The sequence below is a fragment of the Pseudomonas sp. P179 genome, from assembly GCF_000478485.2.
GTDB classification, from domain to species: domain Bacteria; phylum Pseudomonadota; class Gammaproteobacteria; order Pseudomonadales; family Pseudomonadaceae; genus Pseudomonas; species Pseudomonas aeruginosa.
This window is the reverse complement of the sequence record NZ_KI517354.1, coordinates 4,889,815-4,906,859: the sequence shown is the minus strand read 5'-3', so window position 1 is coordinate 4,906,859 and position 17,045 is coordinate 4,889,815. Positions and strand designations below refer to the sequence as shown.

Below are 17,045 nucleotides of genomic sequence, written 5' to 3'. Positions count from 1 at the left end.
GGCGGCCCCGGCCATCGCTAACCTAGGCCGATCCACGCGCCCCGCAAGGAAAGTCCGTGCCGACCCTATCACGCCGCCTGCTCTGGCCGCTGGCCATCCTTTTACTGGTTCTCGGCCGCCCGCTCGCGGCCGCCGACCTCTACTACCTCGGCCAGCGCATCCCGGACATCCAGAAGCCCTGGGACAGCCACGACTACCAGGTGCTGATCGACGCCCTGAAGAAGATCGAGGAAACCCAGAAGAACGCCCTGCCGCGACGCAGCGGCGAATTCACCGGGCCGCTCTACCTGCGCATGGTTAGCGAGGAAAACTTCCGCCCGCAGCTGAACATCTACAGCCCCTTGGAGATCCGCCAGAACGAGGCCCGCGAAGTACTGTTCAAGCTCAAGGAGCTAATGCGCCTGTACTTCGACTTCCGCGCCGCCAAGCAGCCCTACGGCGCCGAGGCGCTGGGCCTGATGAGCTACTCGCTGCGCGAGCAGTCGATCCTGTTCACCCTCACCGTCGAATTCTGGATGACCCTGTCCCAGGCCGAGCAGCGCAACCCCGCGCGCCTGCAGGGCATGCAGGAAACCAAGGCGGCCGCGGCGATGCTCACCGGCAGCGCTCTCGACTACCTCGGCCTCACCGCCCAGTTCGAGCGCCAGGACCTGGTGCTCTACTCCGCCGAACTGGCCAAGGAAATGCCCGAGCTGTTCATCCACCTGCCCTCCCCGGTGCGCGCCCAGTTGCTGGAACGCATCGCCGGTTTCGCCAAGGACCACCCTTACCCCGAGGTCCGCGACAACATGCGCGACCTGCAACCGGTGTTGCAGGCGATCCAGGCCGACGTGGAAAAACAGCTGGCGCCCGGGCGGAACGCCAAGGCACCGGCCAAAGCCCTGGACCTGAGCCCGCCTCCGGAGGGGAAACCCAGCGGCGTCAAAGGTTTATGAGCGGCGGATTGGACTCTCGCAGCCCTTTGCCGTAGACTGGTCGTCGACCTGTCAAGGTTTTGGGGCCGATTAGGATTCGACGCCGGTAACAAAACTTGAGGGGCATGCCGAGCTGGTAGCAGAACTCGTAAATTCGCTGCTGCAAACTTATAGTTGCCAACGACGACAACTACGCTCTAGCTGCTTAATGCGGCTAGCAGTCGCTAGGGGATGCCTGTAAACCCGAAACGACTGTCAGATAGAACAGGATCGCCGCCAAGTTCGCTGTAGACGTAACGGCTAAAACTCATACAGCTCGCTCCAAGCACCCTGCCACTCGGGCGGCGCGGAGTTAACTCAGTAGAGCTGGCTAAGCATGTAGAACCGATAGCGGAGAGCTGGCGGACGGGGGTTCAAATCCCCCCGGCTCCACCAAACGCAAACGATAAGCCCCTGATTTTCCTAGTGAATTTCAGGGGCTTTTTCTTTGCCCAGTTCCTTGCCTGCTCCTCCAGCGCCGGGCCTTTCCTGTTGCCGGCTCGCCTTGCTGCTCCCTCCCCTACCGTGACCGGCACCCGGCGAGCTTCGCCAGCCCGCCCTTTTGGCTGCGGACGCGTGGAATGATATTTCCCGAATCTGTTAATGAGACCGTTCGATTCCGCCGCCAACAAGGTTCTGGAACGCTGGCAGGAAAACATTCATGGATTCAGGTTCGAAACTCCCCGCCCAAGAAAACGAGCCTCCGAGAAACCGACGCATACTTTTCGTCAAGCACAGAAAAAGAATTTGAGCTAGACACTCACTACTAGCCCGGATTTCTCATGACCGCATAAACAAAAACGGCTGAAAGCCTTATGATTCTTGTCGCCAAACAAAGCCCCATAAGTCTTCAGCCGCGCACAAAATGCTACCAGAAAAACTCCACTTTTCACCCCTCTCTCGCCGCCTCGTCGAGGCCTCTTTCACCGGTGGTCACATCACCTCGGATGCGGGCTTGTTGCTGCTGCGCGAGGTCGACCGGCAACATGGCTTGACCCGCCGCCTGGCCAAAATCGTTCCCGATCGGCGTGATCCTGGGCGTGTCCAGCATGGACTGCAGACACTGCTCGCCCAGCGTATCTATGCACTGGCCGCCGGCTACGAGGATCTCAACGATCATGACGGCCTGCGCCATGACTACGCGCTGCAGACTGCGGTCAACCGCCTGCAACCGCTGGCCGGCAAATCCACTCTGGGGCGCCTGGAACAGCAAGCCGATCGCGAAACGGTGGTGCAAGCCCATCGCCTGCTGTGGGAGCACTTCATCGCCCAGCATGACCAGGCGCCGGCTGAGATCGTGCTCGACTTCGATGCGACCGATGTGCCGGTGCATGGTGATCAGGAAGGGCGCTTCTTCCATGGCTATTACGACCATTACTGCTTCCTGCCGCTCTATGTGTTCTGTGGTCGCCATCTGCTGGTGAGCTATTTGCGCCCGAGCAACATCGATGGCGCCCGACACAGTTGGGCCATCCTGGCACTGCTGGTCAAGTTCATTCGCCGCTTCTGGCCAGAGACCCGCATCGTGTTCCGCGGTGACGGCGGTTTTTGCCGACATCGCATGCTCGACTGGTGTGACCGCAAGCAGGTGGATTATGTGGTGGGTCTGGCCCGCAACACCCGCCTGCAGCGGATGGCGGCGCCGGCCATGCAAGCTGTCGCCGAGGCCTACCAAGAAACCGGGCAGAAGATGTCCGGCGTGTATCGCTTCCTCTATCAGGCCGGTAGTTGGCGTAGGCGCCGCCTGGTCGTGTCGCGCCTGGAACATGGCGAGCAGGGTGCCAATCCACGCTTCATCGTCGTGTCCCGCTTTGCCGAGGATGCTGCCCAGCAGTACTACGAAGACTACTGCGGCCGTGGCGACATGGAGAATCGGATCAAGGACCAACAGTTGGATCTGTTCGCCGACCGCACCTCCAGCCCACGCTGGTGGACCAACCAGTGGCGGCTGATGCTGTCGGCCTTTGCCTATGTGCTGTTCGAACGGCTACGCGATCATCTCCAGGGCACCGCATTGGCGCGCATGAGCATCCATAACCTGCGCTTGAAACTGCTCAAGATCGGTGCGGTGATCATTCGCAACAGCCGGCGCATCCGCGTGCTGATCAGCGAGGCCTATCCGCATCAGGAACTCTTTGCGGGGCTGGTTGCCCGCCTCAAGCCGACCTGAACAGGCGGGCGCCCCCGGCCCGGCTCAATGGGGGAAAGGGGGCAGTGCGCCCCATACGCGGGAATTGAATAAAAAACGATCAATTTTTAGCGGTGGAAGGCAGGTTGTTGATACACCGAGGCTTCACCGGCCACGCCTGCCGGCCTCATGAGAAATCCGGGCTAGGGTAAGCAGGCGTCTTATATCCCTGGAAAGCGAAACCTAAAACAGAGATTCCAAAACACGATAAACCGGCCTCCACAGACGCTCGAAGGACAAGAAAAATGAAAAAGGAACCGAAAGGAGCAAAAAACAGGATAGTCATCGCCAAAGATGAGAAGAACGTTCTGACCTGCACCAGCGAAGGGTTCGAATATACGCCAGACATCGTCAAGAACGTCTACGGGAAGAGCAGCCGACCCGCACTGGAAGACTGGTTCCTGACGGAACTTGATTTCTTTCGCAGGTATTACCCTGGATACGAGATTTTCACCCTCGGCTCCAGTTGTGTCTTCGGCGAAAAGTTCGTGAACTACCTGACCATCTGCGAATTCGACATAGACAGTACCTACGCCTTCGACTGTCTCAAGAAGGCCCTGAGGGAGTCCGACCAGGCCATTCGGCGGAAACTCTCCGCCATGTGGAAATGGGACATGGCCGCCAGGAAGGACTGGAGCATCGTCTTCATGGTCGGGCACATGGACTTCGCCTACTTCCTCCAGCACAGGAAGGAGTTCCAGGGGGATGCCCATAAGCGCTTCATGAGTACATTCACCACGGCGGAGACGAAAATCACCTCTCGCGACTACAAGGTCATGCATGACGGCGCGATCCTGCCCTTCGACGAAACGGCCCTGTCGCCGGAAGACAGGTTCATTTTCGAGAACTATCAAAAGATAAAGTTCGAAACCACGCCACTATGAAGTTAACGGACAAAAGCGAAAGGCGCCCGGCCGGACGCCTTTCGCCAATAAACCCCAGCCACTCGCCAGTTGCTTTCAAGAACTTCCACGAAGTCCAGGAGTTCCGACTCCTGGCCGACTCTTCCAGAGTTCCGCAATAAAACTACAAATCAAAAATATCCTCAGACTGGATGCTTGAAAAAACACCGTTGGCAACGTTTCAATTCCCACCATATCTTCCGCATGGATCAGTGGGAAAACTCATGTCACTACAGTCTGAAATGCTCGTGGAGCAGAAAGTTTCCAACGCCCAGAAATCCACCGGCACCGCCTATCTTCTGTGGTTCTTCCTGGGCGGTTTCGGCGCACACCGCTTCTACCTGGGGAAAACCGGCACGGCGGTTACCCAACTGATCATCACACTGATCGGTTGTTTCACCCTGTTCCCCCTGATCATTACCGGCATCTGGTGGATCGTCGATGCCTTCCTGATTCCCGGCATCATCCAGGGCCATACGGAACAGACCCGCCGCGACGCCCGGCTGGAAGTTGCAGCGCTGCAGGTAGCCGGCGCTTCCGTGTCGCACCCTCAAGACTGACCGGCGCACCTCGCTACGGTCCTCGGCGGGCCGGAGAAGAAACCGATGCCGGGAGGTGGGACAAGGAGAAGTCCCCTTCTGCGTTTCTTCCGCTGGCGATAGGTGCCGACTCGCTCAATCCCGAATTGGCCGCCAGAGCGGCCAGCACATCTCACTGATGCAAGGACCCGCACATGAGTGGAAAACCCGCCGCCCGCGTCACCGATCCAACGACCTGCCCAGTGCCAGGGCATGGCAGCAACCCCATCGTCCAGGGCTCTCCCGACGTCGTTTTCGACGGCCTGCCGGCAGCACGGCAAGGCGACGCCTCAGCCTGCGGAAGCCCGATGATCTCAGCCGTTTCGTCGACGGTACTCATCAACGGCCTGCCGGCGGTGACGCTGGGTAGTATCGGGGCGCACGGCAATGTGGTGATCGGCGGCTCGGGGACGGTACTCATCGGCGACGTCTTCACGCCCGCCCCGCGCGCTCCCGCCCTTCCCCCTAACCGCAACGGCGTGCCCTGTTCCGGGCGCTTCCAGCTCATCGACCACGAAACGGGCAAGCCCGTCGCCGGACGCCGGGTCAGGGTCTGGTCGAGTGGCGGCTGGAATGCGTTCGACACCACGGATGCCGACGGCATGACCTCCTGGATCGAGCGCCCCACCGCGGAGATCCTCTACATCGACCTGGTGCAGAGGTGCGACGCATGAGCGACCAGCCCAGCCTGTCCCGGGGAGGCATGAGCCCCGAAGGCAGGACCAACCCCGTCGGCACCCTGGAACCCAGGCTCGATCCGCAGGACAAGAAGGTGCTGTGCTCGGCGGTCTGCCATTGCAGCAGCACGCCTAACCTCAGCCAGGATGGCAAAAGCCTCAAGCAGGCGTGCGTGGCACAGCGGCTGGGAGAGTTGGACGAAGTTCTCCAGGGACGCAGCCCCTACAAGCCCGAGGTCAGCTACGACATGACCAAGAACCCACCGCAGCCGATTCTCGATAGCCAGACCGGTAACAGTCCACATGGCTGGATATCGGGATGGATCAGCAAGTATTGGGATGAAGATCCGGAGCATCCGCCGTTCAAGCCAGGGAAAGGAATGATTCGCAGGCCCGACGTGATCATCGTTCAGAATCCCAACAGGCCGCCAACCCAGGACAATATCAAACAGGTGGTGGAGATGAAGTTTCCGCCTGACCCACATAATAGGGAACAACTTGAGGATTATGCAGCGATTGCCGGCAACAAGAACAAGATTGTTGAAATGAAGCCCTCCGACTGCGACTGTGGCCAGGAAAATCAACGATCCAAGGTGCCAGTAGAGCAAGTAGGGTGGGCCGCCGCCATCGCAGGTGGGGTGATGTTCGTCTTGACCCGAGGCCGTTCCCCTCGCCCGATGATTCCCGCCTATTGATCAAGAGGAAAAGCCCATGGAACAGCCATTCGATCTGGCCGCAGAGTTAGCCAAGCAACCCCATCTGCTGGAAATAGCCGGCAACCTGTTGATGAAGGGCGGCCCCGAAGACTATATCGGTGCAGTGCTTTGCCTACGCGGCACTCTCTACTTCAAAGAGGCCCATACCCCTCTGGTACGAGAGTCATTATGCCAATGCTTCGATGAGTTCAAGCGCCTGGCAGAGCCCCACCTCACCCGGCTCTGGCGTGAAGAGCCTGCACAAGGAAAGCCACTGACCGCATACCGTGACACCCAACCACTGCGCGAGATGATGGGGGCAATGGATGAAGACGATCATCTCAGCTTCTGCTACACCAGCGGCAAGAAATCCCGCGATGCAGGCGCCTGGCTGTTTGATATTTACGGCAAGCGGAGCTGGCAAGCCAAAATGGGGCATGATCTTAGTGTTCTGGAGTTCTCCGTACCTCTGCTATATCAAGAGCAGCAGCCATTGGATTTCCTACAGCTATTTATCGACTTCGCACGTCGACTAGAGCCTGAGCAGGGGTATGCGGGGCATGCCTACAATCTCTCGCCGACCAGTTGGGACAATGACGAGCCCTCCGAAGCCTTTATGGCGGCGCGTATGCCGGGTTTGGATGTAGGGACGGCTTGTCTGTTGGCCAATACTCCCGAGTTCAAACCTACAAGAATCAAAACTGTCAGTTGGCTAACCCTCCTGAACAACGAGCGCCTGGCGCTGGCCGGCGGGCTCGATGTCCTGCGTGCGCAACTGCCCTCCAGCCACTTTGCCTTCTACCGCTACGGCGATGGCGTGGTAATCCAGGCCGGTGCCTATCCCTATATCGCGGGTGATGCGGAAGACTCCAGGCCCGCTCCGTATGTGCTGCTGAACCACGCGCTCAAAGGCATTCGCTATGAAACCATCGGCTCGCTACACGGCGGCTCCCACGACGGCGAATTGCGGCTGGTGGGCTGGGCGGCCGATCAATGGCTGAAACGGCTGGATGTGGAAGACAGCGAGATTCCCCGGTGGCGCGACAAACTGCTCAGCGCTGAGCCTTGCCTGGACGCGACGAATACGCTGCCGGAGCGCCTGTAGGGGCTTACGTTTTCTGGGATCAAAAGTGCTCGTCAAGGCTAAACTCCCTATGAGGCGAGCCTGACAGAAAAAATATCCGCCCCTCACAAGAGTGCTTATAAGCAAGAATTCAACCTATCTAATCGTGCCTTCAATATCACCCAAACAGTATCTATTACTTATTATTCAACAACCATCCCCCTTTAATAGATTCGCGACTCGAAACCCAAACTCAAACTCAAACTCAAACTCAAAATCTGTCTTCCTTACACCTTACTAAAACTTCTTCAAACCCATAAGACCATCTCCATTGGCGTCATTTACTTCTTATCGGTGATATCTAAAATACCTTTAAATTGGAAACAGCTCTAAGGCTTTGAAGTCGAAGAACTGTCGTAACGAATAGCCTTAGGCGCCCGCCTCTTCGATATCCGCGAAGTTGCTGATTTTCACCGCGCCATCCGGGAAGCGTGCGATCACTTCCAGCTGGCCACCCATGGCTTCGATGTGGCTGCGCAAGGTGGAGATGTACATATCCGTACGCCGCTCCATTTTGGCAATTGCCGGCTGCTGCACCTGCAGCACTTCAGACAGCATCTTCTGCGACAAGCCTCTAGCCTGGCGCAACTCATTCAGGGGCATTTCAGCCAACAGTTCCTGGGCCTTGGACTCGACGCGGGCCTGTGCCTCAGGCGACATTTGCGCCCGAAGGTCGGAGAATTTCTTAACCATCGATCAGTCCCTCCTCACGGAGCTGGTGCAAGTGTTCGTCATAGAGGCGGTCGGCAATGGGCACGTTCAATTCGTACCAACGATCATCGCCAGTCTTGTCGCCACCGATCAGCAGTATCGCGGAGCGTCTGGGGTCAAACGCGTAAAGCGTTCGGAAAGGTCGCCCGCCGTGTTGAGTCCGTAGCTCTCTCATATGGCCATGGCGGGAGCCATTGATGCCGCTGCTGTGGGGGTGCCCCAAGGATGGCCCCCGCTCCTCAAGCAAGCGAACCGTCACAGCTAGCGACTCCTGCTCATCCTCGGACAGAGAACCCCACCAATCACCGAACTCGTCGGTGTACTCGATATCCCACGCCACAAAATATAACCCCCAGGGAATATTCCATCAAAGGAATCCTACTTAAAGAGACCGCTTCCCGACAACGGACAGAACGCACGGAGTCCTGAAGACGATCCGGCGCCAGACGGACGAACCAGGACCAGCGAGGCAGCCTCATTCCGTGTGTCGAAAAAGTGTCGAAATTACTCGCCCATACAGGCCGGCATAGCACAGAGCTTGGCCCGTCCCCTCCGATCCAGCCCCAGTCCTGCCCAGCCTTGGCTATTTATGACCATTAACGAGAACGGGCCGGGGGCACCGCCTCCGTCGGTTATCGGTGTCTGCGTGCGTATTCCGCCTCGAACAGCGACAGCAAGGAGCCGGTGATGCGGCAGGTGCTTTCACCGGGTTCTTCGGTTTCGTCGAGCAGGTCGAGGACGCTCAGCGTTCCGATCGCCGACTCCAGACGGGTGCGGGCGGTGTCGAACAGATCTTCGCTGGCTGCACTGCAGTCCAGGTAGAGGGTGGCGCAGCCGGGATGCTGGTTGCATTGCGAGGTGCGTCGCAGGGGGATGAAGGTGGAAGGGGACTGTGCGGTGACGGTTTTGCCCGGACAAGGTGCCGCTCGGGCAAGGTGCGAAGCGCTTCACAAAATGCCAAACAGAGGGCGAGCGCATCCCATCGCCAACACGCAATCGCCTTGAATGGCCGCTTCGATTCCTCGTCATGCGGGGATGCCGTGCTCGGCTCCAGCGCATCGCCACCCACACCGGAAACCCTATGCCCTACCGCGTTCTCCTGCTCATCCTGGCCCTGACGCCCGCCCTCGCCTCCTCCGCCACCCTGGACGAACGCCTGGGCGACCTTGAACACGCCTTCAAGCCCGACCTCGACGGGACGACAAGCGCAAAGCCGGCCAGCCCGCCGCCGGAGCGGTTCAAGCTGGCGCCGCTGGGCAGCGTGGTGCGCAAGAAAGAGTGCGCGACATCGAGCCTACCGGACGAGCAGTCCAGCTGCGCGGCGCTGGAGTTCTGCACGGACTGCGCACAGTAAGGTGGAGCGCCGGCAATCTCACTTGGCGAACAACTGGCCCATGTCGCGGAAGCTCTTGAACTCCAGCGCGTTGCCGCAGGGGTCGAAGAGAAACAGCGTGGCCTGCTCGCCGACCTGGCCCTTGAAGCGGATGTAGGGCTCGATCACGAAGCGGGTGCCGCGCTGCTGCAGGCGTTCGGCCAGGGCGTGCCAGTCGTCCCAGGCGAGGACCACGCCGAAGTGCGGCACCGGCACGTCGTGGCCGTCCACCGGGTTGCTGCCGGCGTGGCGCTGGGAGTCGGTCTGCGGGTGCTGGTGGATGACCAACTGGTGGCCGAAAAAGTCGAAGTCGACCCAGTGCTCGGCGGAGCGGCCTTCGCTCAGGCCGAAGACCTCGCCGTAAAAGCGCCGGGCGGCGGGCAGGTCGTGGACAGGGATGGCGAGGTGGAAGGGCATCAGGCTCATGGCGCGGTTCCTTGTGGTTGTGCCGGGATTATTTGCCGTGCCGATTTCGATGGAAAGCGCATAATATTTCGCCTGAGCAACACTTTTTTCGAGGCTTGGATGATCCGCGAACTCCGCACCCTGGTCGCCGTGGCGCGCCGGGGCTCCTTCGCCGCGGCGGGGGAACAGGTGGGGCTGACGCAGTCGGCGGTGAGCGCGCAGATCCGCGCGCTGGAACGCAGCGTCGGCGTCGAGTTGTTCAAGCGCACGCCGCGCGCGGCACACCTGAACAAGGCCGGGAGGCAGGCGGTGCGTACGGCCGAGCAGATCCTCGCGCTGTTCGACGGCATCGGCCAGGGCGACAGCCCGCGCGGACGCCTGCGCATCGGTGCAGTGAACACGGCGCAGACCGGGCTGCTGCCGGAGGTGCTCAAGCGCCTCGCCGAACAGGCGCCGCACATCGAGCCGCAGGTGGTGCCGGGCGTCTCGCTGCACCTGCTGGACCAGGTGGACGCCGCCGAACTGGACCTGGCGATCCTCATCCGCCCGCCGTTCAACCTGCCGCGCGGGCTCTCCGCGCAACGGGTCGAGCGCCAGCCGTTCGTGCTGATCGCGCCGCCGCAATGCACTGCGACGGATGCGCTGGAATTGCTGCGCACGCAACCGTTCATCCGCTACGACCATGTGTCCTTCGGCGGTCGCCTGGTGGGCGATTTCCTCGAGGCGCAACAGCTCAGGCCACGCCAGGTGATGGAGCTGGATGAGATCGACGCGATCGCGCGGATGGTGGAGAACGGTCTCGGCGTGGCGCTGCTGCCCCGGGCCGGGCTGTGGCTACGCGAGCCGGCGCGGGTACGGGTGATCGAACTGGGCGCGCTGGAATTCCAGCGCGAGCTGGTGATGGTCAGCCGCAGCGGTTCGGCGCAGGACGACCTGGTCGGTGAATTCCGCCGCGCCCTGCTGGCCGAGACGGCGGCTCAGGAGGCCGCGCCGACCACCGCGTAGCGCGGCGCCGGGCGCGCCAGCTCGCCGAGGAAGGTCCACAGGCGTTCGGCCTCGCCGGGTAGCGGCAGGCGGCGACGGATCAGGGTGTAGCGCAACGGCACGTCGAAGCGCTGGCCGCCGGCGCGCACCAGGCGACGGCTGGCGAGGTCCTCGCGGACCAGGGTATGCGGCAGCCAGGCGACGCCCAGGCGCGACTGGGCGAAGAAGCGCAGCCCCTCGGTCTGGCTGGAACTGTGATGGCGCTGGAGGAACAGGCCGCTGTCGCGCAGCAGCGGTTCCAGGGCCCAGCCCAGGTGGCATTCCTCGGAGTAGCCGAGGAACGATAGCGCTTCGGTCTGCAGGCGGTCGAGGTTGAACAGCGGCTGGCCGGCGGCGTCCGGCGCGCAGACCGCCACCAGTTGTTCGTGGCCAAGCTCCAGGCGCTGGAACTCGGCTTCGCTGTCGATGCCCAGGCGGCGCGACACCGCCTCGCCTTCGTCGAGCAACGCCACCACGTAGTCTACCGAGCCGTCGCGCAGGCGCGACAGGCATTGCGGCAGGTAATCGCAGTCGACGCTGAACTTGGCGCTGCGGAAGTCCGCCTGCAGGCGCGGAATCCAGTGCGGGAAGAACACCGAGGAGAGGATGTGCGGGGCGCAGAAACGAATGCGCCGCTGGGCGTCTTCGTCGCGCTCGCGGATCGACTGGCGCAGGTTGTCCAGGGCGCGCACCGCGTCCTGCGCCACGCCTTGCAACTGGCGGCCGGCCTCGGTCAGTTCGAGGGCGTGCTTGTGGCGCTCGAAGACCGGCGCGCCGAGCCACTGTTCCAGGGTCTGGATACGCCGGCTGAGCCCGGACACGGAGACATGGCACTCCTGCGCCGCACGGCTGAAGCTCTTGATCCGACAGAGGACGAGGAAGTCCTTGAGCATCACCAGGTCGATCATCGTTGCGCGTTCCTCAACGGTCGGGCGTTTTCAGTCTACTTCGCGCGGCGGTGCCCGTTGCAAGGCTAAAGTTCGGTTTGTTTTGCCGATTTGGCAAGCAGCTCGTCGACTCCCGCAAAACAGACCGGGAAAACCGGCCCACAGTAGTGAGGTCGCGCTTTTCCAGCCATCGACCCGCCCGAGCATCGTGGCCGGGCGGGTCCGCCACGAGGACAGGACCATGCAGACATCCCCCGCTCCGGCCATCGTCGCCGGCGGCGCCTACCAGCCGGTGGTGCTCCACGCCGGCATCGCCTACGTCAGCGGCCAGTTGCCGCGCCAGCACGGCGAGCTGCGCTGGACCGGCAAGGTCGGCAGCGAACTCGACCTGGAACAGGCCCGCCAGGCCGCCCGGCTCTGCGCGGCGCGCTGCCTGCAGGCGCTGGAGGAGGCGCTGGGCGGCCTGCAACGGGTCGAGCGGCTGCTCAAGGTGACCGGCTACGTCGCCAGCGCGGCGGGTTTCGTCCAGCAGCCGGCGGTGATCGATGCCGCCAGCGAATATTTCGACGAGGTGCTCGGCGCGCGCGGCAGCCACGCCCGCGCCGCCGTCGGCGTGGCCGAGCTGCCGCGCGGCGCCGCGGTGGAGGTGGAACTGATCGCGGCGGTGCGGCCATGAGCGCGCTCTTCCCCGCCGCCCCCGACGCCTTCGGTGCCGACGAACTGCTGCGCCTGCGCCGCGAGACCCCGGCCTGGGGCAGCTACGCGCACTTCGCCCATGGCTCCGCCAGCCTGCCGCCGCAGGTGCTCTACGACGCCCTCGACAGCTGGCTGGAAGCCGAGCGGCGCTGGGGCGTGCAGCGCGCCGCCGAGCATTTCGCCGAGCCCTTGCTGGCGGTCCGCGACAGCGTCGCGCGAGTGCTCGGCACCCAGCCACGGCACATCGCCCTGCTCGACTGCGCCAGCCGCGCATGGTCGGTGGCCTTTGCCGCGGCCCTGGCCGCCCATCCACGGATACGGGCGATCAGCAGCTTCGACGAATACGGTTCCAACAGCCTGTGCCTGCTCGCCGCGCGCCAGCAGCGCGGGCTGGAGCTGCGCCTGATCGACGCGCGCGGCGACGCCGCACAGCTGTTGCAACGGCTCGACGAGCAGTTGCACGACCTCGCCCCCGGCCAGACGCCGCTGCTGTCGCTCAGCGCGGTGCCCACCGGGCATGGCGCGGCTACCGCGCTGGAGGGCGTGGCCGAGCGCATCCGCGCCCATGACGGGCTGTTGTTCCTCGATGCCAGCCATGCGGTCGGCCAGTTGCCGCTGGCGGTGGAGGCGATCGGCTGCGACGTGCTGGTGTTCCCGCCGCGCAAGTGGCTGCGCGGGCCGAAGGGACTCGGCGTGCTCTATCTCGGCGAACGTGCCCTGGAGCGCCTGGCCCTGCCCGACGGGCTGGACGTCGGCGGCGCGCAATGGAGCGACGCCTTCGCCCTGCAGGCACGGGATGACGCGCGGCGCTTCGAATGCTCGGAGTTCAACCCGGGGCTGCGCCTGGCGCTCAAGGCCAGTTGCGACTACCTGTTGCAGACCGACGTCCGGCGCATCGCCCGGCGTAACCGCCAGTTGCGCGAACGCATCGCCCAGCAGCTCTACCGCCGGCTCGGCTGGACGCCACTGGAGCAAGGGCCGCACGCCAGCGCGTTGATGACCTACGCAGCCCCCGAACTGAGCGGCGAGCAATGGCTGAAGCGCCTCCACGCGCGCGGCGTGAACGCCTCCTACATCGGCCCGCAGTATGCCCGCTGGGCGCTGCGCGAGCAGGCGCTGCCGGGGGTACTGCGCCTGACTCCGCACTACCTGACCGACGACGGCGAGATCGAGCGCCTCGGCGAGGCCCTGGAGGATTGCCTGCGACAGCGCGCCGCCAGTTGAGCGACCTTGCGCGAATGGCAACGTTGCGCCGCCGTGCCGGCGGTTGGCGCAACGCCGGGCGATTTGCGCAAGGTCTTTGTGCCGGCGGCAACGAGCGTTGCCGAATGCGCCGCGCACGGCCGCCGCCATGCGGTTTAAATCCCTCTCGTAGAACAACGCATAACGATCCCGCCAGCGACATCTTTCACCTGCCTGAGACACCGACGACTTTCGACGCCCTGGGCAGCCTTTCGGTCCGCCGCGGACCGCTCCGCCCTCAATGGAATGATGAATGGAGGAAAGACGACCATGACCGGATCCCGGAAAACCCTGATTCTCGGATGCGCCTCCACCGGCGCCAAGTTCACCCCGCGCAACCACGCCGCCACCGGCGACCGCCTGCTCGACAGCATCTGCACCGGCGCCACCATCCGCACCGCCCCTGGCGAACTGCTGGACGAAGCGCGCCAACTCTACGAGATGGGTTGCCGCTACTACCACTATCACGCGCGCAACCCGCTGACCCAGGAACAGACCACCGACAACGACATCTACCAGGCGGTCAGCCGCGCCCTGCAGAACCGCTTCCCCGACCTGATGTTGAGCTTCGGCGCCAGCCGCAACGGCAGCGAGGTGCAGGAGAACATCCGCCGCTTCGGCGAGTGGGAGCGGGTCAGCCACTGCGCCATCCCGCTGCACCTGGGCGGTGCGCACTTCGTGACGATCCAGGCGGCCATCGAATTGCAGGTGATCTGCGAGCTGGAGAAGCAAAGGCGCAAGCTCGACCTCGACTATGCCTCCAGCCCGGCCTTCCTCGCCGACCTGCGCGACTACCAGCCGTCGACGGCGCTGGAAAAGGCCGAGTTGCAGACCCACTCCACCAGCAAGGGCGCCGACTACGGGGTGACCTCGCCGATGACCCAGTTCCAGGTCTACCGCAACGCCATCCAGGCGCGCCAGAAGCTCGGCCTGTTCCACGAGGTGGAGTGGGTGCAGCATGTGCGCAGCTACGCCATGACCCGTTTCGCCGTGGAGCACCCGCGCCTGCGCCTGGGCGGTTCCGGCCAGTTGAACGTGATCCTGCTGTTCGGCTTCTCGCCACGCCTGCCGTTCCCGGAGACCTACCAGCAGTTCCGCGCGGTGATCGAGAGCGCCAAGAGCCTGGAGTACGACATCGGCGAACCCGGCGTGCGCAAGCGCAAGGTCAGCATCACGGTCGGCGCGGCGGTGATGCCGCAGCATGCCGCGCAGCACTTCCGGCCGCTCGACGTCGGCCCTCGCGCCGGCACCCCGCTCTGCGCGGTGCGCCGGCTGGCCGCCTATGCCGCGCAGGCGGACAGCCAGGTCGACGTGCTGCGGGTCGGCATGGAGGACACGCCCTACGCGGTGGACGATGACGGCCAGGTGACGCTCAGCGACAACTGCCAGTTGCTGCGCCAGGCTCTCGACGAACTGCGCGCCAACGGCGCCGAGGCCGAGCTCGACGGCGAACGGATCTTCCAGCGCATGGGCATGGAACGCACCCTCGGCGAATACCTGTCGCTGCAGCGCCTGCATCCGCTCGGCGAAGCCAACTTCACCCTCGCACGGGAGTTCGTCCAGTGACCGCCGCCCTCGCCGCGAACCCAACCCAGCGCTACCGCTGGGTCATCCTGCTGATCGCCACCTTCGCCCAGGCCTGCGCCTGCTTCTTCGTCCAGGGCATCGGCGCGATCGCCGTGTTCATCCAGAACGACCTGCAACTCTCGTCGCTACAGATCGGCCTGCTGGTGTCGGCGGCGCAGCTGGTGCCGATCGTCGGCCTGCTGGTGGCCGGCGAGCTGCTCGACCGCTACTCCGAGCGGCTGGTGGTCGGCCTCGGCACGCTGATCGTCGCGCTGGCCCTCTGCGCCTCGCTGTGGGCCACCGACTACCTGACCATCCTGCTGTTCCTGGTGGTCGTCGGCGCCGGCTACAGCACGGCGCAGCCGGGCGGCAGCAAGTCGGTGTCACGCTGGTTCGCCAAGACCCAGCTGGGCTTCGCCATGGGCATCCGCCAGGCCGGGCTGCCGCTGGGCGGCGCGCTGTCCGCCGCGCTGCTGCCGTACCTGGCGGGGATCTACGGCTGGCGCAGCGCATTCCTCGCCGGCGGCCTGGTAGCGTTCCTCGGCGCGCTGGCCTTCATGCTCTTCTACCGCACCCCGCCGGACGCCCCCGCGCCCGGCGCGAACCCCGCCGAACGCGACCTGGGCGCGGTGGTGAAGTCGCGGCTGGCGATGATCACCGACCCGGCGATGAAGAACATCGTCTGTTCCGGGGTGGCGCTGATCTCGGTGCAGTACGGCATCCTGGTGTTCACCGTGCTCTACCTGCACGAGACCCTGGAGATCGGCATCGGCATGGCCGCGACCCTGCTGTTCGTCGCCCAGGGCAGCGGCGTCGCCGGGCGCATCCTGCTGGCCGCCTGGAGCGACCGCTGCCGCGCCGGGCGCTACTTCCCGGTGATGGTCTGCCTCGGCGCGGTGATCCTCGGCCTGCTGGCGCTGGTCCTGCTGCCCCTGCAATCACCGTTGGGGATGGGCCTGGTAGTGGCCTGGCTGGGCTTCTTCGGCTTCGGCTGGTACGGTCCCTGGGTGGCCTATGTGGCGGATACCGCGCCGGTCGGCAAGACCGGCTTCGCCCTCGGCCTGGCGATGGCCATCAACCAGTTGGCGATCGTTCTCGCGCCGCCGGCGCTGGGGCTGCTCAAGGACTTCAGCCACAGCTTCGTCCCCGGCTGGCTGGCGCTCTGCCTGATGGCGGCGGTAGCCCTTGTGGTCACCGCCTGGAGCGGCCGCGGCCTGCCCACCGCGCTGCCACAGAAGCACTGAAGCGATGACGGCCACGGCCGAGGAGGCACGATGCGCGCGATCCTGTTCGATGTGTTCGGTACCCTGGTGGACTGGCGTTCCAGCCTGATCGAGCAGTTCCAGGCGTTGGAGCGCGAACTCGGCGGGACCCTGCCCTGCGTGGAACTGACCGACCGCTGGCGCCAGCAATACAAGCCGGCGATGGACCGGGTACGCAACGGCCAGGCGCCCTGGCAGCACCTCGACCAGTTGCACCGGCAGAGTCTCGAGGCCCTGGCCGGAGAGTTCGGCCTGGCGCTGGACGAGGCCCTGCTGCAACGCATCACTGGCTTCTGGCACCGCCTGCGGCCGTGGCCGGACACGCTCGCCGGGATGCACGCGCTGAAGGCCGACTACTGGCTCGCCGCGCTGAGCAACGGCAACACCGCGCTGATGCTCGACGTCGCGCGGCACGCCGGGCTGCCCTGGGACATGCTGCTGTGCGCCGACCTGTTCGGCCACTACAAGCCCGACCCGCAGGTCTACCTCGGCGCCTGCCGCCTGCTCGACCTGCCGCCGCAGGAGGTGATGCTCTGCGCGGCGCACAACTACGACCTCAAGGCCGCGCGCGCCCTCGGCCTGAAGACCGCGTTCATCGCCCGGCCGCTGGAATACGGCCCCGGCCAGTCCCAGGACCTCGCCGCCGAGCAGGACTGGGACCTGATCGCCAGCGACCTGCTGGACCTGCACCGGCAACTGGCGGCCTCGGCCTGACCGACTTCCTCCTTCCTGCCCCCTGAACCGCTCGCCCAACCCGCGCGCCAC

General features: G+C 64.0%; 19 protein-coding genes and 1 other RNA gene. 15 read left to right on the top strand and 5 right to left on the bottom strand.

Features of this window, described 5'->3' with window-relative positions:
- Positions 1 to 56 precede the first annotated feature (56 nt).
- The 8 genes from HMPREF1224_RS34830 (at position 57) to HMPREF1224_RS34800 (ending at position 7,098) form a co-directional block, all read left to right on the top strand.
- Positions 57 to 935 (top strand): hypothetical protein, encoded by an 879-nt coding sequence (locus tag HMPREF1224_RS34830; RefSeq protein WP_010793874.1) that lies wholly within the window; start codon positions 57 to 59, stop codon positions 933 to 935.
- 61 nt (positions 936 to 996) lie between these two features.
- Positions 997 to 1,349, top strand: a transfer-messenger RNA (tmRNA) gene (ssrA, locus tag HMPREF1224_RS44650).
- 469 nt (positions 1,350 to 1,818) lie between these two features.
- Positions 1,819 to 3,123 (top strand): IS1380-like element ISPa33 family transposase, encoded by a 1,305-nt coding sequence (locus HMPREF1224_RS34825; protein WP_010793081.1) that lies wholly within the window; start codon positions 1,819 to 1,821, stop codon positions 3,121 to 3,123.
- Positions 3,124 to 3,386: 263 nt separating this feature from the next.
- The gene (locus HMPREF1224_RS34820; RefSeq protein ID WP_003119439.1) at positions 3,387 to 4,025 is read left to right on the top strand and encodes a hypothetical protein; all 639 of its coding nucleotides are present in this window, start codon (positions 3,387 to 3,389) and stop codon (positions 4,023 to 4,025) included.
- Between the two features lie 242 nt (positions 4,026 to 4,267).
- Positions 4,268 to 4,603, top strand: a complete 336-nt coding sequence (locus tag HMPREF1224_RS34815) for a TM2 domain-containing protein (RefSeq protein WP_003119438.1) — start codon at positions 4,268 to 4,270, stop codon at positions 4,601 to 4,603.
- 173 nt (positions 4,604 to 4,776) lie between these two features.
- Positions 4,777 to 5,295, top strand: coding sequence for a PAAR domain-containing protein (locus tag HMPREF1224_RS34810; protein WP_010793873.1), 519 nt, complete (start codon positions 4,777 to 4,779; stop codon positions 5,293 to 5,295).
- Positions 5,292 to 5,993, top strand: a complete 702-nt coding sequence (locus HMPREF1224_RS34805) for a VRR-NUC domain-containing protein (protein ID WP_010793872.1) — start codon at positions 5,292 to 5,294, stop codon at positions 5,991 to 5,993. Before HMPREF1224_RS34810 ends, HMPREF1224_RS34805 begins: the two co-directional genes overlap by 4 nt.
- Before the next feature lie 16 nt (positions 5,994 to 6,009).
- Positions 6,010 to 7,098, top strand: coding sequence for a DUF3396 domain-containing protein (locus HMPREF1224_RS34800; RefSeq protein ID WP_010793871.1), 1,089 nt, complete (start codon positions 6,010 to 6,012; stop codon positions 7,096 to 7,098).
- A gap of 387 nt (positions 7,099 to 7,485) precedes the next feature.
- Here HMPREF1224_RS34800 and HMPREF1224_RS34795 read toward each other — a convergent pair whose 3' ends face one another.
- The 3 genes from HMPREF1224_RS34795 to HMPREF1224_RS0112375 all read right to left on the bottom strand — a co-directional run bounded on the left by HMPREF1224_RS34795 (position 7,486) and on the right by HMPREF1224_RS0112375 (position 8,702).
- Complete coding sequence (locus HMPREF1224_RS34795) at positions 7,486 to 7,809, bottom strand: XRE family transcriptional regulator (protein ID WP_010793870.1); 324 nt, start codon at positions 7,807 to 7,809, stop codon at positions 7,486 to 7,488.
- Entirely contained in the window at positions 7,802 to 8,167 is a 366-nt protein-coding gene (locus HMPREF1224_RS0112380; protein ID WP_003111825.1) for a type II toxin-antitoxin system RelE/ParE family toxin, read from the bottom strand. Before HMPREF1224_RS0112380 ends, HMPREF1224_RS34795 begins: the two co-directional genes overlap by 8 nt.
- Positions 8,168 to 8,459: 292 nt before the next feature.
- Entirely contained in the window at positions 8,460 to 8,702 is a 243-nt protein-coding gene (locus HMPREF1224_RS0112375; RefSeq protein ID WP_042115131.1) for a hypothetical protein, read from the bottom strand.
- 206 nt (positions 8,703 to 8,908) lie between these two features.
- Between HMPREF1224_RS0112375 and HMPREF1224_RS34790 the strand changes: the two genes are divergently transcribed.
- Positions 8,909 to 9,181, top strand: coding sequence for a hypothetical protein (locus HMPREF1224_RS34790; RefSeq protein ID WP_003085667.1), 273 nt, complete (start codon positions 8,909 to 8,911; stop codon positions 9,179 to 9,181).
- An 18-nt stretch (positions 9,182 to 9,199) separates the two neighbouring features.
- On the opposite strand, the gene HMPREF1224_RS34785 is transcribed toward HMPREF1224_RS34790, so the two are convergent.
- The gene (locus HMPREF1224_RS34785; RefSeq protein ID WP_003114206.1) at positions 9,200 to 9,625 is read right to left on the bottom strand and encodes a VOC family protein; all 426 of its coding nucleotides are present in this window, start codon (positions 9,623 to 9,625) and stop codon (positions 9,200 to 9,202) included.
- Positions 9,626 to 9,724: 99 nt separating this feature from the next.
- On the opposite strand from HMPREF1224_RS34785, the gene HMPREF1224_RS34780 reads away from it, so the two are divergent.
- Positions 9,725 to 10,609 carry a LysR family transcriptional regulator gene (locus HMPREF1224_RS34780; protein ID WP_003114205.1) on the top strand — a complete coding sequence of 295 codons (885 nt, stop codon included), beginning with the start codon at positions 9,725 to 9,727 and terminating at the stop codon, positions 10,607 to 10,609.
- Here HMPREF1224_RS34780 and HMPREF1224_RS34775 read toward each other — a convergent pair.
- Positions 10,582 to 11,535, bottom strand: coding sequence for a LysR family transcriptional regulator (locus HMPREF1224_RS34775; RefSeq protein ID WP_003085661.1), 954 nt, complete (start codon positions 11,533 to 11,535; stop codon positions 10,582 to 10,584). The two genes, HMPREF1224_RS34780 and HMPREF1224_RS34775, sit on opposite strands and share 28 nt — an antisense overlap.
- 220 nt (positions 11,536 to 11,755) lie before the next feature.
- Here HMPREF1224_RS34775 and HMPREF1224_RS34770 point away from each other — a divergent pair, with 220 nt between their 5' ends.
- The 5 genes from HMPREF1224_RS34770 to HMPREF1224_RS34750 all read left to right on the top strand — a co-directional run bounded on the left by HMPREF1224_RS34770 (position 11,756) and on the right by HMPREF1224_RS34750 (position 16,994).
- The gene (locus tag HMPREF1224_RS34770) at positions 11,756 to 12,190 is read left to right on the top strand and encodes a RidA family protein (RefSeq protein ID WP_010793869.1); all 435 of its coding nucleotides are present in this window, start codon (positions 11,756 to 11,758) and stop codon (positions 12,188 to 12,190) included.
- Positions 12,187 to 13,434 carry an aminotransferase class V-fold PLP-dependent enzyme gene (locus tag HMPREF1224_RS34765; RefSeq protein ID WP_010793868.1) on the top strand — a complete coding sequence of 416 codons (1,248 nt, stop codon included), beginning with the start codon at positions 12,187 to 12,189 and terminating at the stop codon, positions 13,432 to 13,434. Before HMPREF1224_RS34770 ends, HMPREF1224_RS34765 begins: the two co-directional genes overlap by 4 nt.
- A 288-nt stretch (positions 13,435 to 13,722) precedes the next feature.
- Entirely contained in the window at positions 13,723 to 15,018 is a 1,296-nt protein-coding gene (locus tag HMPREF1224_RS34760) for a 3-keto-5-aminohexanoate cleavage protein (RefSeq protein ID WP_003124233.1), read from the top strand.
- Complete coding sequence (locus tag HMPREF1224_RS34755; protein WP_003085654.1) at positions 15,015 to 16,262, top strand: MFS transporter; 1,248 nt, start codon at positions 15,015 to 15,017, stop codon at positions 16,260 to 16,262. Before HMPREF1224_RS34760 ends, HMPREF1224_RS34755 begins: the two co-directional genes overlap by 4 nt.
- A 30-nt stretch (positions 16,263 to 16,292) precedes the next feature.
- Entirely contained in the window at positions 16,293 to 16,994 is a 702-nt protein-coding gene (locus HMPREF1224_RS34750) for a haloacid dehalogenase type II (RefSeq protein ID WP_003106623.1), read from the top strand.
- The last annotated feature ends 51 nt before the right edge of the window (positions 16,995 to 17,045 follow it).

Coding starts and splice junctions, on each gene's coding strand:
- HMPREF1224_RS34775 (WP_003085661.1), bottom strand. CDS start 11,535: ATGATCGACCTGGTGATGCTCAAGGACTTCCTCGTCCTCTGTCGGATC.
- HMPREF1224_RS34780 (WP_003114205.1), top strand. CDS start 9,725: ATGATCCGCGAACTCCGCACCCTGGTCGCCGTGGCGCGCCGGGGCTCC.
- HMPREF1224_RS34790 (WP_003085667.1), top strand. CDS start 8,909: ATGCCCTACCGCGTTCTCCTGCTCATCCTGGCCCTGACGCCCGCCCTC.
- HMPREF1224_RS34785 (WP_003114206.1), bottom strand. CDS start 9,625: ATGAGCCTGATGCCCTTCCACCTCGCCATCCCTGTCCACGACCTGCCC.
- HMPREF1224_RS34765 (WP_010793868.1), top strand. CDS start 12,187: ATGAGCGCGCTCTTCCCCGCCGCCCCCGACGCCTTCGGTGCCGACGAA.
- HMPREF1224_RS34800 (WP_010793871.1), top strand. CDS start 6,010: ATGGAACAGCCATTCGATCTGGCCGCAGAGTTAGCCAAGCAACCCCAT.
- HMPREF1224_RS34805 (WP_010793872.1), top strand. CDS start 5,292: ATGAGCGACCAGCCCAGCCTGTCCCGGGGAGGCATGAGCCCCGAAGGC.
- HMPREF1224_RS34815 (WP_003119438.1), top strand. CDS start 4,268: ATGTCACTACAGTCTGAAATGCTCGTGGAGCAGAAAGTTTCCAACGCC.
- HMPREF1224_RS34820 (WP_003119439.1), top strand. CDS start 3,387: ATGAAAAAGGAACCGAAAGGAGCAAAAAACAGGATAGTCATCGCCAAA.
- HMPREF1224_RS34770 (WP_010793869.1), top strand. CDS start 11,756: ATGCAGACATCCCCCGCTCCGGCCATCGTCGCCGGCGGCGCCTACCAG.
- HMPREF1224_RS34750 (WP_003106623.1), top strand. CDS start 16,293: ATGCGCGCGATCCTGTTCGATGTGTTCGGTACCCTGGTGGACTGGCGT.
- HMPREF1224_RS34760 (WP_003124233.1), top strand. CDS start 13,723: ATGACCGGATCCCGGAAAACCCTGATTCTCGGATGCGCCTCCACCGGC.
- HMPREF1224_RS34795 (WP_010793870.1), bottom strand. CDS start 7,809: ATGGTTAAGAAATTCTCCGACCTTCGGGCGCAAATGTCGCCTGAGGCA.
- HMPREF1224_RS34825 (WP_010793081.1), top strand. CDS start 1,819: ATGCTACCAGAAAAACTCCACTTTTCACCCCTCTCTCGCCGCCTCGTC.
- HMPREF1224_RS34810 (WP_010793873.1), top strand. CDS start 4,777: ATGAGTGGAAAACCCGCCGCCCGCGTCACCGATCCAACGACCTGCCCA.